This is a genomic window from Gammaproteobacteria bacterium (genome assembly GCA_013003425.1).
Classification (GTDB): Bacteria; Pseudomonadota; Gammaproteobacteria; order Steroidobacterales; family JABDKV01; genus JABDJB01.
In genome coordinates this window covers 107,948-121,697 of sequence record JABDJB010000006.1, presented here as the reverse complement: position 1 = coordinate 121,697, position 13,750 = coordinate 107,948, and the positions used below count along the sequence as shown (strand labels likewise).

Here is a 13,750-nt window from a genome sequence, read left to right as displayed (position 1 = left end):
CTGAGGCATGGGTAAAAAGAACCGCAAGCAGAAAGAAAAAGCACGCAAGAAGAGCAGACTGACTGCCAGTTCGGCAGATCGACATCTTCTTTACGAAGAATCGGTGCAGAATGTCGAAGAAGAAATAAAGTTTCTCGACAAGGCTTATCGTGATCTTCGTGGACGGCCGGCACTGACATTGCGAGAGGACTTTGCCGGAACCACGGCCGCTGCCTGCGAGTGGGTTGCCAATGGCGATGAACGGCGCGCGTGGGCTGTTGATTTTGATCCTGAGGTACTTAACTGGGGGCGGCAGCGCCACGTTCAGCGGCTTTCGGTAGAGCAGCAGCAGCGGATCGAGCTGATCGAAGGCGACGTGCGCAATACCAACACGCCGCTGGCTGACCTGATCATCGCGTTCAACTTCAGTTATTTCGTTTTCAAGACCCGTGACGAACTGCGCGGGTACTTCGAGCAGGCGCGTCGTAACCTGCAGCCTGACGGTTTATTCATGATTGACTGCTTTGGCGGCTCGGAAGCGCTCGAGGAAGTCGAAGAAGAGACCGAGCAGGATGAATTCACCTATGTATGGGACCAGGACAGCTATGACCCGATCAGCGCCCAGATGCAGTGCCACATCCACTTTCACTTTCCTGACGGAACCAGGATGCGCGAGGCCTTTAGCTATGAGTGGCGGCTGTGGACCCTGCCAGAGCTGCGCGAACTGCTGCATGAGGCCGGTTTTCGCACGTCCACCGTCTACTGGGAGGGCAGCGATGAGGACGGCGAGGGCAACGATGAATACGAGCCGGTCGAGCGTGGGGACGCCGATCCGGCCTGGATCGCCTACGTCGTGGCCGAGCGTTAGTATCGCCGGCGACGCTTTTCGTTATAATGCATTGATCTGAGCTTGTTTTTCGGCGATGACAGATCAGACTGAACTGGCAATACTCTTTGCGGATGTTGTCGGTAGCACTAAGCTTTATGAGCTGATGGGCGACCTCAAGGCAAGGGAGACTGTAGCCCGCTGCCTTGATGCGATGACCCGCGCTACCGAGAAGCATGACGGCACAGTAATCAAGACCATGGGCGACGAGGTCATGGCTACGTTCCCGCGTGTCGACAATGCTGTCGAAGCAGCCGCGCAAATGCAGAGTTTCATCAGCAACGAGGTCGACGCTGAAGATGTGCCCGTGGCGATTCGTGTCGGATTCCATTTTGGCCCGGTCATGGAAGAAGACGGCGATGTGTTCGGTGGTGCGGTGCATATTGCCAACCGCATGAGTAACCAGGCCAAGGCGGCTCAAATCGTTACCAGCGGCAACACGGTCGCAAAAATGTCGCCGGAGTGGCAGGCCTCGACAAGGCAGATTGACCTCACACCAATGCGCGGCACTTCGGATGAAATCGCGCTTTACGAAGTGTTGTGGCAGCAGGGTGAAAACACCCGCATGCTCCCGACCATCGACTGGGCCGAGGCCACTGGCGTGCGTAACCAGCGCCTGCGGCTGCGCTACCGTGGTCAGGAAGTGGTCGTGAACGAGCAGCAGCCAAATGTATCGATTGGCCGTTCCGAAGACAGTGACCTGGTGGTAAAGGACACGCTGATTTCACGTATGCACGCACGCATCGAGTTTTCGCGCGGCAAATTTATTCTCATCGATGAGAGCACCAATGGCACGTGTGTATTGTTGTCCAGCGGCGAGGAACATTTTGTCCGCCGCGACAGCGTGCAGCTGAAAGGCGAGGGCGCAATCGGGCTCGGCCGGGTGCCGCAGGCCGACTCACCACAGGCTATACACTTCATCTACGAAGAGTAGGAGCGGCTCCTGTGGGGGCGGCTCCTGTGGGAGCGGCTTCCAGCCGCGACTGCTGCGACCTGTGTGGGAGCGGCTTCAGCCGCGACTGTTGCGACCTGTGTGGGAGCGGCTTCAGCCGCGATTGCTGCGACCTGTGTGGGAGCGGCTTCCAGCCGCGACTGTTGCGACCTGTGTGGGAGCGGCTTCCAGCCGCGACTGTTGCGACCTGTGTGGGAGCGGCTTCCAGCCGCGACTGTTGCGACCTGTGTGGGAGCGGCTTCAGCCGCGAATTGCTTGCGACAAAAGTCGCGAAACCTGGTCATGCCGGGGTTGCGACCGACGTCGCGGCTGATTGTCAGTCGGCCAGCGCCGCGCTGACCCGGGCATGTTCATCGCGCAGTGCCTGCGGCAGTCGGTCGCCATAGCTTTCGAGATATTCACCCAGATGAACCATCTCCTCGCGCCAGCTGGCGTTGTCCACTGTAAGCAGCTCGCGCAAGGCGCCGTCGGCGATGTCCAGCCCGCCGATATCCAGCGCGTCGGAAGTCGGCAGGTGGCCAATCGGCGTTTCAACCGCGGCACCAGCGCCGTGGCAGCGGTCGACGATCCACGACAGCACGCGCAGGTTGTCGCCAAAACCCGGCCACAGGAACTCGCCGGCATCATTCTTGCGAAACCAGTTGACATGAAACATAGCCGGCGGTTGCTTCAGCTTTTTTCCGATTGCCAGCCAATGGCTCCAGTAATCAGCGAAGTTGTAGCCACAGAACGGTTTCATCGCCATGGGGTCGCGGCGCACGACGCCGACCTCCCCGGTCGCTGCGGCTGTTGTTTCCGAGGCAACGCCGGCACCGATAAGCACGCCGTGCTGCCAGTCACGTGCCTGGTATACCAGCGGGGCAAGTTTGCGTCGGCGCCCGCCAAAAACGATGGCTGAAATCGGAACGCCGCGTGGATCATCCATTATCGGTGTGTAGTCGCGGTTCTGCCGCGCCGATACGGTGAAGCGCGAATTGGGGTGCGCGGCGGGCCCACCGTTCATTGGCTTGCCCTGCCAGTCGAGCGCCGGTTCGCTGTATTTTCGCCCCTCCCACCATGGTTCGTTATCAGCCGTCACGCCGACGTTGGTGAATATGGTGTCGTGATGGATCATATCGAAGGCATTGCGGTTGGTGCTGCGCGACGTACCCGGCACCACGCCGAAAAAGCCCGATTCCGGGTTTATCGCGTACAACCGGCCATCTTCGCCGGGATGCAGCCAGGCGATGTCGTCGCCTACCGTCCAAACGCGCCAGCGCTCCAGCGACTCCGGTGGCACGAGCATCGCAAGGTTGGTCTTGCCGCACTGTGACGGGAACGCGCCGGCGATATAGAAAATGCGGCCGGTCGGATCCTGTAGCCCGAGAATGAGCATATGTTCGGCCAGCCAGCCCTCGGTGCGGGCCTGGTGGCTCGCAATACGCAGGGCATGACACTTTTTTCCCAGCAGGGCATTGCCACCATAACCTGAACCGATGCTCTTGATCGTCAGTTCAGCAGGGAAATGCATGATGTAGCGTTTATCCGGGTCAAGCTCACCGATCGAATGCAGACCCCTGACGAAGGTGCCCTCGCGCTCGATGCGCTCCAGCGCCGCCTGCCCCATGCGCGTCATGATGCGCATGTTGGCAACCACATAGGGACTATCGGTGATTTCAACCCCACAGCGGGAGTAGGGCGAATCGATCGGGCCCATGCAGTAGGGAATGACATACATGGTACGTCCGCGCATGCAGCCGGCGAACAGCCCGTCGACCAGCCGGTGTGCTTCGGCCGGCGCCATCCAGTTGTTGTTCGGCCCTGCATCGGTTTCGTTTTCGGTGCAGATATAGGTCAGGTGTTCAACCCTCGCGACATCGTTTGGATCCGACCGGTGCAGGTAACAGTTTGGAAATGTCTCTTTCAGCGGCAGCAGCGTGCTGTCAGCCAGCATGGCGCTGATCAGAGTGTCGTTTTCTTCGCCAGACCCATCACACCAGTGAATGCGTTCCGGCAGAGTGTGTTGTGCGACTTGGTTGACCCATGCGCTCAGCGCACTATTGCTGGTCGTCATTTAACGGTTTCCTTCGCTTCGCGGCTGGCGCCACATTATACGGGTTCCGGGCAAAAAAAAGCCCCGGTGCGTCAGCGCCGGGGCAGTTTAGTCTCGTTCAATGTCAAAGACGTTTAGTGCGCGGTGGCTTCTTCGACTTTTTCGTCGAGCTTGCTTGCTGCGGTGGTGACTTTTTCAGCAGCGTCTTCCGCCGCATCGCCTACTTTTTCAGCGAAGTCCCTGCCGCGCAGGTCATCGAGCGTCTCGCGGAACAGCTGCACCAGGTCGGTGCGGGTGTCGCCGAGAATCTCGAACGTCTTTCGTACGTCCGTTACGACGCGATCGCGCGATTCGGGCATTAGCTTGATCTGGCTGTCGATCAGGCCACGGAAGCTCTCGGCGGTCGCCGCAGCTGTCAGCCGCGTCGCCATGCCGTCGACGGTTCCTTCGACGAAATCGGCCTGCTGGCGTACCAGCCGGGCAGCGCTGTCGTGCGAAATACCGTTGAGCTTGAGGGTCTTCTCAGTCACCACATCAAGCGGCCCTTTGCGTTCCTGCATCCAGGACGAGCCGTGGTCCAGGCCGTCCCGCAGTCTCTGAGAGATCTTTCCGATCATGTTGGGTTCCTGCATCACTTTCTCCTCTTGTGCAGTGCAATAAACTTCAATGCCATCCTAATGCCGCACTGCAACAATGTCAACATCCCCAGGCGGGCCCGACCGTCGAAAACTTGACGCAAGTCACACTATTAGAAGCGATTTACCATAATTTTCATACACTTATGTGGAATTTGTGAACACAATCACGCCGATTTTTTGACGCTTTCCCTAACATTTCCGGCTATTGGCGATGGCGCCCACCGGGTCTTCCAGGAACGGATTCAGCCGTCGCAAGGGATTGTTTTTACAGGCACTGCAGCCGCACCGGCGCAGCACCATCGCCCACGCCCGCCGTCCTGAGGGTCTCCGGTCCGGCGGATCAGTACGAATTTGTGATGGAGCGAGCGACGCGTGCGCAAACAATTCTTTCTGCCCTTCCTGGTGGCTGTCGGACTGGGTACGGCACCGGCAGCCAACGCGGTTGGCACCCTCGCCGGAACCGACATCGACAACACTGCGGAAGTGACGTACGAGGTTTCCGGCTCCGGTGTAACTGAAGTCTCCAACACGCTCACGGTTACGGTGGCGGAAATACTCGATGTCGATGTGACGCTGCAGAGCCCGCCGAGCCCGGTGACGCCTGGCGATAGTGCAGAAGAGCTGCTGTTTACGGTAACGAACGTCGGTAACGGCTCTGAGGCTTTTTCCCTGGTGCTCGACAGTGCGCTTGCCGGCGACGACTTCGATCCCGTGCCGTCGGCGCCTTCTGCAATCTACTTTGATACCGATGGCAGCGGCGACTTGTCTGCGGGCGATACCCCGTACAATCCTGGTGTGAACGATCCGGTGCTGGCTGCGGATGCATCCATTGATGTGCTGATCGTCAACGATATACCAGCGACTACCGCCGATGGTGACATCGGTCGCAGCCTGCTCGACGCGACGTCGGTTACCGGCAACGGTGCCCCGGGAACGGTGTTTGCCGGCGCTGGTGACGGCGGAGTCGATGCGGTTGCCGGCAACTCGGGCGCAACTGACAACGACACCGGTGAATATGTGGTCAGCGACATCCAGCTGGCTGTCGTCAAGTCAGCCAGTGTGGCTGACCAGTTTGGTGGAACCGAGCCCGTTCCCGGTGCATCGATCATCTACACAATCGTTGTGACACCTTCGGGTGGCGGCACTGCCGCCAACGCTGCGTTCACCGATCCGGTACCCGCCAACACCACTTATACGCCAGCAACCATCACGCTCAACGGGGCGCCGCTGAGCGATGCTCCGGATGCCGATGCCGGCGAACTGGTAACGATCGCGGGTGTGCCGACGATCAGCGTTGCGCTGGGCGACCTTACCGCTGCCAGCGGCCCGCAAACCGTAGTTTTTACAGTCACCATAGACTGATCGAGGAAGGCAAGCATGAAGAAAATTCTGCTGATATTAATGGCCCTGGTGCCGATGATCGCACTGGCTGACGGGGCGGTACATGTGCAAACAGTGGCACAAACCGAGGAGATTATCGTCAATGAGCGAGGCGAGACAGCGACCCGGCTGGTACCGGTAACAACTGTCGTGCCGGGTGACGAAGTGATCTACACCATCACCTTCACCAACCAGGGTGAGGCCGATGCAAGCAGCGTGACAATTACCGACCCCGTCCCGCAGGAAATGCGTTACGTCGAGGGTTCGGCATTTGCCGGTGGTGCGGATATCCGCTTTTCGGTCGATGGCGGCCAGACTTTCGGTACCGCCGAGGAACTGATGGTCGTGGCGGCGGACGGTAGCGCGCGCGCCGCTCGCGCTGAGGACTACACACACATTCGCTGGAGCATGCGCAACCCGCTCAAGCCCGGCAGCCGTGGTTATGCCCGCTTTCGGGCGCAATTGCGCTAAGGATTGTTTTTTCTGTATTGCGGCGTCGCGAGAGCGCCGGTTTTGGAGAGTAAGTCATGAGAAACTTTGGTCGCCTGCTGCAACTGGCACCGGTTATTTCCGGGCTGCTGGCCCTGGCTGCCGTGCAGCCCGCGTTGGCCGCTGGCACTGATCCCGGCGGCACCCGCGCGGGTACTTCGGTTTTCAACCAGGCCCAGGTCCAGTACCGGGTCGGCGGGGTGGACCAGACGCCGGTGCTGAGTGACAACGATGCTGACCCGAACAATGGTATCGGGGCGACGGAGTTTGTTGTCGACCGCAAACTTGATGTGCTTGTTGCAGAGCGCAGCACAGCCTACAACAGCGCTACCACGCTGAGTGTCTCACCCGGGCAGACCGGGGCGGTTCTGGCCTGGACGGTGACCAACGAAGGTAACCAGACGCAGGATTTCCTGCTCAGCGCATCGGCGACGGGATTTGACCCGTTCGGGGGCACGGATAACTTCGATGCCACGGGTCTGACCGTGTTCGTCGACGCTGACGGCAACAATTTGTATGATCCGGCTGTCGATACGGCGACCCATGTCGATGAGCTGGATATCAACAGTTCTGTTACGGTGTTCCTGGTCGCCAATATCCCGCTGGCCCAGGTCGACGGTGATATTGCCGCATATGTGCTCGAGGCGCAGGTCGCAGAAGGCGGTGGGGCCGGCGTTGCAGGGGGCGCGATCGCTACAGATGATCGGGGAATTGCCGATACTACGTTGGGCGTAGAAGACGTTTTTGCCGACGGTGAAAACGCCAACTATGCGGGCGATGCCGACCGTGATGGTAAGCACTCGTCCGAAGACGCCTACAGGATTGCTGCGGCAGTCCTGTCGGTTCTGAAGAGCTCGGCGGTCATTAGTGATCCGTTCACTTGCCCGGGTGGTGTTTGCCCTGTGGGGTCATTCCCCAAGGCAATACCCGGTGCCATCGTCGAATACGTAGTAACGATTACGAACGCAGCAGGCGGTGCAGTGGCGACAAACGTGGTTATAGCTGATGACCTGAGCAGTGAGATGGGTGGGCCAACACCATCGCTGGCGTTTGTTGCGGACCAGTACGGGGCAGCCGGCGATATCCGCCTGGTTTATACCCCCGGTGCCGGAGCGCCGGTTACGAGTGATCTGAGCGAGGAAGCAGACGCTGATACCGGTCAGTTCATCGCAAATGTGATGACGGTGAACGGGGTAACGCTGAATGCCGGCGACAGAGCCGACGTTAGCTTCCGCGTGGAAATACAGTAAAGGAGGACTGGGGCGCGCATGATTCCGCGCTCGTACAACCAGAATAGAAATACAGCGGGCATTGAAGGTTTTGCAGGACTGCACCTGATCCCGCTGTGTTTCACGAGCCTCGACGCGCGTCAGATTCTGACGCGCGTCGTCGCGTTGCTGGCTGGTGCATTTTTGCCGCTGCTTTGCTCGGCGGCGACACCACCCGGCACTGTAATCCCGAACGTGGCGGCGGTTGCCTACAGTGACGCTGCCGGCGTCGGCCGCAGTGTCGCCAGCAATTCTGCCAATATCGTCACCAAAATGAGGCGCACGCCGGCGCGGCTGCAATTTGTTCGTGTCGATGCGGGCGGCGGGACATTTGCCGCGCCCACCGGACCCAGCAGCTGCGAAACCGGTTCGGGCCTGACCCTGCTGCCGCCACCGGTACTCGCTGACGGCACCCAGCTGAACGTCGCAGATTCCCAGCCACTGAGTCCGGCGCAGTTTTTTCATACCGGCGAGGCGTTTTTTGTCGAAGTCGCCGATCCCGACCAGAATCTCGATTCCGCCGTGGCGGAGACCGTCGAGGTGCAGCTGGAGGTACCTGCATCCGGCGACCTGGAAATAATCCAGCTGACAGAATCAGCACCCGACAGCGGGCAATTTGTAGGCTACGTGCCCAGCGCAGCGATGCCGTCAACGAGACACGATTGCCAGCTGCAGGTTGCGGTGGGTTACTCGATCAGGGCGACCTATGTTGATCCGGCCGATTCCAGCGATGTCACAACCGACAGCGCGCTGGTCGATCCGCTGGGCATTGTGTTCGACTCACAGACTGGTGTGCCGGTTGACGGTGCAATAGTCCGCTTGATTGAAGTGACCAGTGGATTGCCCGCGTTTGTTTTTGGTGACGACGGCGCAAGCGAGTTTCCTGCCGAAGTGGTAAGTGGCGGGGTCGCGACAGACAGCGGCGGGGCCGATTATGACTTCGATCCCGGCGCGTATCGTTACCCGCTGGTCAGCCCGGGGCAATACCGGCTGGAAGTGACTCCACCGGCGGGTTATACGGCGCCATCGACCACCGCGATAATTGATCTGCAGGCTTTACCCGGCGCACCGTTCAACATTAGTGCAGGTTCATTTGGCGATCCCTTCATGGTTGACCCGGGTCCGGCGATCATGATCGATATCCCGCTCGATCCGGTATCGACGGTCCTGTTTCTGCAAAAAAGCACGGCAACTGCCGTTGCGTCGATTGGTGATTTCCTCAAGTACACGCTCACACTGGAAAACCCGGACACACTGCAGCCGATAAACAATGTAATCATCACCGATGAGCTCCCGGTTGGTTTGCGCCTGATACCGGGTTCGGTCCGCGTGGACGGCAGCAGCGCCCCGGACCCGGCGGTATCAGCCGACCGCCGCCAGCTGCAGTTCGACATTGGTGACCTGCCCCCGGCCGGTCGCACGGTAATCGACTATGTTGCCGAGATCGTTGCAGGCAGCCGTGGTCCGGAAGCAATCAACACGGCGATCGCGCGCGCCGCGGGGGGCGCCGAATCCAACGTGGCTACTGCGACAGTACGCCTGGCAGAGGCGTTATTCCGCTCCCGCAGCACTGTGCTGGGCCGTGTCATCAGTGGATCCTGTGATGCGGATGTAGGCAACGACACTGACGGTGTGGCCGGAGTTCGCATCTACCTCGAGGACGGCAGGTATGTCGTCAGTGACGAGGGCGGGCGCTATCACTTCGAGGGCGTCCGGCCAGGTGGTCACGTTGTGCAGCTCGATGTCGATACCGTGCCGGAGGGCTTTGAGATCGTGCCGTGTGAGCGCAACGCACGGTTCGCCGGCCGCTCCTATTCACAGTTTATTGATGTACGCGCTGGCGCCTTGTGGCGCGCTGATTTCCACCTGCGTCAGTTGCCGGCGCCCAGCGGAGAGGTGGCGGTAGCATTGTCTTCCCGCGCCGCCGGTCAGGACGTGATTTACACGTTGACGGTAGGTGGTGATGGCGTGCCAGTCAGCAACGTCAGGACCATGGTGATGCTGCCAGACAACGTTATTTTCGTACCGGGCAGCGTCCGGCTCGATGGCGCACGCAGCGGCGACCCGACGGTGTCTGGAAACCTGCTGACGTTCCCGTTGAGTGATGCGGCGGGTGCCCCGTGGCAGCGGGTTATCCAGTTTCGTGGCCTGCCGGGAGCAGCTGCCGGCGAGCACGTAACCAAGGCCCTGGTCAGCTTCGACACCGAAACAAAGAAGAGGCAGCGCACGCCGCTGGCCGACAACACGCTCATACGCGAACCGCCGGTAAGCGACCGCGTCGACCTGGTGTTCACCACAAACTTTGATACCCGCAAGGCGGAGCTGAAGGCGCGCGACCGTGCACGCATTGCCGAAGCGCTGTCAGGATGGGAGCAGGCAAGCGACCTGCATGTCGTTATTTCCGGTCACACCGATAACGTACGAATTGCGCCACAGAATCGTCACGAATTCGCTGACAACTATGTGCTGTCACGTGCACGTGCAACGGCAGCTGCAGAATTCATTCAGTCGCTGCTGCAGCTGGCTCCGGAGCAAATCAGTATTTCAGGGAACGGGCCGGACAAACCGGTGGCAAGTAATGCAGGTGCGGCTGGCCGGGCGAAAAACCGCCGGGTCGAGCTGCAGCTCTGGGGTCAGATGCCGGTCAGTCCCGGTGCAATGCGCCTGGGCAAGACAAGCAGCGGGCCACAACGACTGGAAGTTGCACGCGAGCAGAAACTGTCGCTGGCGCAGTTACCGGTGGAGGCGTCTGATCCGCTGGCCGATTTCAATGACCCGGCATGGGTCAGCCGGCTCGATCCCGGCAGCGACCTGGTATTCCCGCTGCCCGGGTACAATCCGCCTATCCCGTCGCTGCGCATTGCGGTCAAGCACGCACCACGGCAGAAAGTCGAAGTTGCGCTGAATGGCGCACCGGTGAGCGCGCTGAGCTTTGAGGGCACCGATACCAATGCTGCAAAGACTGTCAGCCTGAGTCGCTGGCGTGGTGTCGATATTGCCGAAAACGACAACCAGCTTGTTGTCGTGGTGCGTGATGCAGACGGTACAGTGGTGCGACGGATTGAACGCAACGTGCACCTGTCCGGTGGACCGGTACGCGCCGAGGTCGACCGCGAGGCTTCGTCGTTGCTGGCCGACGGTCGCACCCGGCCGGTGCTGGCAGTGCGTCTTTACGATCGCTGGGGCTACCCGGCGCGGCCCGAGTCAATCGGGACATTTCGTGTCGATCCGCCGTACCGGTCCTGGTTTGAAGTGGAATCGTTACGCGAAAACCAGCTGCTCGAGCTCGGCAATCGACAGCCCCTTTACCGTGTTGGGGCCGACGGACTCGCCCGCATCGAGCTCGAGGCGACTTCGCTTAGCGGTGAAGTCGTGCTGCACATGGAATACGCCGACGAACGCGAGGAGGAGTTACGCGCGTGGCTCGAGCCGGCAACGCGTGAATGGATCCTGGTGGGATTTGCCGAGGGTACGGCCGGGTACAGTACGCTCAACGACAATGTCCAGAGCGCCAAAGACGCCGGTTATGAAGAGGACTTTTATACCGACGGGCGCGTAGCGTTTTTTGCCAAGGGTCGCATCAAGGGTGACTACCTGCTGACGCTGGCCTACGACTCGGATCGTGACGAACAGGAAGCGCGGCAGCGCCTGCATGGCACTATAGACCCGGATCGCTTTTACACGCTTTATGGTGATGCCACCGAACAGCAGTTCGATGCGGCCAGCCAGGATGAAATATTCGTCAAGCTGGAGCGTGGCCAGTTTTACGCCATGTTCGGCGACTACGACACCGGGATGACGGTAACCGAGCTGTCGCGCTACGACCGCAGCTTCAATGGCTTCCAGAGCGAGTACCAGGGCGAACGCTTTGGCTATACCGCATTCACCGCCCGCACTGACCAGGCTTTCGTCAAGGAAGAACTGCGTGGTGACGGTACTTCCGGGTTGTATCGTTTGTCACGTCAGCCACTGGTTATCAACAGCGAAAAAATCACGCTGGAAACGCGTGACCGATTCCGTTCGGAGGAGATTGTGAGCTCACGCACGCTCACTCGTCATCTCGATTACGATATCGATTACCTGGCCGGCACGATATTTTTCAAGGAGCCGGTGCGCCACCGCGACGAGCGATTTAATCCGGTATTTATTGTCGTCGATTACGAAAGCCGTGATCCGGTGGATCGCTCGACTACCGCAGGCGGGCGTGCATCGCTGCGACTGGCCGACGGCCGGGTCGAGGTCGGCGCGACCATGATCGACGAGGGTACCAGTGGTGCCGACGGAGACCTGCAGGGTCTCGATCTAAAACTGCGCATTGCCGACGGCACGGAGTTACGGGCCGAGTTTGCCAGCTCCGATACCCGCCAGGGCGGGGTGCCGACGGAGGGCGACGCGGCGATTGCTGAATTGCGCCACACCGCCGGCAAGGTAGATGGCAAGGTTTATTATCGCCAGATCGACACGGAATTCGGGCTGGGCCAGCAGCGCGCAGCAGAAACCGGAATGCGCAAGATGGGCTTTGATGGCCGGTTGCGTTTCAGCAAGCACCTGAGCATCGATGCTGCCGCCTATCGCCAGGATAACCTCGAGAGCGACGTGCGCCGCGAAGTGTATGAAAGCGGGTTACGCTGGCAACGTGGCGCTGCGACTGCCGGCGTTGGATATCGTGATGCAACAGACGAAGCGCGTGACGGGACGACTGCCGCCTCCGAGCAGGTCTTCGTCAACGGCAGCATCAAGACCATGGGTAACCGGTTGACGCTGCGCGGGTCGCTGGATTCTGATCTTGGTGATGATGCCAACATTGCCTATCCGACACGTACGATTGTCGGGCTGGACTACAAGCTGAACGATGACGTGACGCTTTATACCGAACACGAGCGGGCCGAAGGCCGGGATATTGAGTCACAGATGACACGTACCGGCGTACGCGCAACACCATGGAACCGGGCCCAGTTTAATTCCAGCGTCAGCCAGGAGATGACTGAATACGGGCCGCGGGCGTTTGCCACGCTGGGGCTGGTGCAGGGCTGGCAGATAAACGAACGCTGGGCAATGGACTTCGGCGTCGATCACTCCAATACGCTGACCGCGCCCGGTGCCGGTGCGTTCAACCCAGACGCCGGATTACCTTCAGGCAGCGAAGCTGCGGACTTCACCTCGCTCTATGTTGGTACGCTTTACAAGCATGATGACTGGACAGTCAATACTCGCAGCGAATGGCGCAACAGTGATGACGAGCGACGGGCCGGTCTGTTTGGCGGCTTCTATCGCGAAGAAAAACAGGGTCGCGCGTTTTCGGCGGCGCTGCAGTTCTTTAATTCGCAGCGTGATGTTGGCGTCGACCTGACCGATGCCGATATACGTCTGAGCTGGGCTTATCGACCGGCCACCGCACGCTGGGTATTCCTCGACCGGCTGGATCTCGAATACGAGGAACTCAAGGCGATCGGCACACAAACCGAGTCGTCACGCATCGTCAACAACCTCCATGCCAACTGGATGATAAATCGCAGCAATCAGCTGGGCTTCCAGTACGGCGTCAAATATGTGCGCAGCGATATCGACGGCAATGGCTACAACGGCTTTACCGACCTGGTGGGTATTGACTGGCGTCGGGACTTTTCGTCACGCTGGGATGCAGGCGTGCAGGGTTCACTGTTGCACTCGTGGAATTCTGATGTCGTCGACTACAGCATCGGCGCCGATATCGGTTACTCCTTTGCACGCAACGTCTGGCTGAGCCTGGGCTATAACTTTGCCGGATTCGACGACGAGGACTTCTCGGACGCCCGCTACACGGCGCGCGGCCCGTACATTCGTTTCCGCTTCAAGGCCGACCAGGACAACCTGCGCGACCGGGATTTCTGGGCGCGACGCGAGTCGAACGACTGACCGCAGGAGCGGCTTCAGCCGCGAACCTTCCATCTCGTTCATAACCCGGAACGCGCCTGCAGGAGCGGCTTCAGCCGCGAACCTTCCATTTTGTTCATAGCCCAGGACGTGACAGCAGGAGCGACTAACGCTGCGAATACTATTGCCTCGCGAAAATCTGACGCGCACGAACCCGTTGACACCGCGCATTTGGATCCAATGACCCGCAAATATCCGTTCGACCACCGTCCC

General features: G+C 59.9%; 8 protein-coding genes. 6 read left to right on the top strand and 2 right to left on the bottom strand.

Annotated elements, in window-relative coordinates; all coding sequences use genetic code 11:
* Positions 1-7: 7 nt before the first annotated feature.
* Complete coding sequence (locus tag HKN06_00875) at positions 8-847, top strand: methyltransferase domain-containing protein (protein ID NNF59860.1); 840 nt, start codon at positions 8-10, stop codon at positions 845-847.
* A gap of 55 nt (positions 848-902) precedes the next feature.
* Positions 903-1,799, top strand: coding sequence for an adenylate/guanylate cyclase domain-containing protein (locus HKN06_00870; GenBank protein ID NNF59859.1), 897 nt, complete (start codon positions 903-905; stop codon positions 1,797-1,799).
* A 334-nt stretch (positions 1,800-2,133) separates the two neighbouring features.
* Here the strand turns inward: HKN06_00870 and HKN06_00865 are convergent, their stop codons facing one another.
* Entirely contained in the window at positions 2,134-3,870 is a 1,737-nt protein-coding gene (locus tag HKN06_00865) for a phosphoenolpyruvate carboxykinase (GTP) (protein ID NNF59858.1), read from the bottom strand.
* A gap of 113 nt (positions 3,871-3,983) precedes the next feature.
* A complete protein-coding gene (locus tag HKN06_00860) occupies positions 3,984-4,481 on the bottom strand; it encodes a hypothetical protein (protein NNF59857.1) in 498 nt (165 codons plus the stop codon).
* Between the two features lie 378 nt (positions 4,482-4,859).
* Here HKN06_00860 and HKN06_00855 point away from each other — a divergent pair, with 378 nt between their 5' ends.
* Genes HKN06_00855 through HKN06_00840 form a run of 4 tightly spaced genes read left to right on the top strand, consistent with a single transcriptional unit; the run spans position 4,860 to position 13,519 of the window.
* Positions 4,860-5,849 carry a hypothetical protein gene (locus HKN06_00855; protein NNF59856.1) on the top strand — a complete coding sequence of 330 codons (990 nt, stop codon included), beginning with the start codon at positions 4,860-4,862 and terminating at the stop codon, positions 5,847-5,849.
* A 15-nt stretch (positions 5,850-5,864) separates the two neighbouring features.
* Positions 5,865-6,338, top strand: coding sequence for a DUF11 domain-containing protein (locus HKN06_00850; protein NNF59855.1), 474 nt, complete (start codon positions 5,865-5,867; stop codon positions 6,336-6,338).
* 56 nt (positions 6,339-6,394) lie between these two features.
* Positions 6,395-7,606, top strand: a complete 1,212-nt coding sequence (locus tag HKN06_00845; protein ID NNF59854.1) for a hypothetical protein — start codon at positions 6,395-6,397, stop codon at positions 7,604-7,606.
* A gap of 18 nt (positions 7,607-7,624) precedes the next feature.
* On the top strand, positions 7,625-13,519 hold the full coding sequence (locus tag HKN06_00840; GenBank protein NNF59853.1) for an OmpA family protein: 5,895 nt from the start codon (positions 7,625-7,627) through the stop codon (positions 13,517-13,519).
* Positions 13,520-13,750: the final 231 nt, after the last annotated feature.

Bases quoted from the DNA above. Each gene is read 5' to 3' on its own strand.
- HKN06_00860 (NNF59857.1), bottom strand. From the start codon at position 4,481: ATGCAGGAACCCAACATGATCGGAAAGATCTCTCAGAGACTGCGGGAC.
- HKN06_00865 (NNF59858.1), bottom strand. From the start codon at position 3,870: ATGACGACCAGCAATAGTGCGCTGAGCGCATGGGTCAACCAAGTCGCA.
- HKN06_00840 (NNF59853.1), top strand. From the start codon at position 7,625: ATGATTCCGCGCTCGTACAACCAGAATAGAAATACAGCGGGCATTGAA.
- HKN06_00850 (NNF59855.1), top strand. From the start codon at position 5,865: ATGAAGAAAATTCTGCTGATATTAATGGCCCTGGTGCCGATGATCGCA.
- HKN06_00845 (NNF59854.1), top strand. From the start codon at position 6,395: ATGAGAAACTTTGGTCGCCTGCTGCAACTGGCACCGGTTATTTCCGGG.
- HKN06_00870 (NNF59859.1), top strand. From the start codon at position 903: ATGACAGATCAGACTGAACTGGCAATACTCTTTGCGGATGTTGTCGGT.
- HKN06_00875 (NNF59860.1), top strand. From the start codon at position 8: ATGGGTAAAAAGAACCGCAAGCAGAAAGAAAAAGCACGCAAGAAGAGC.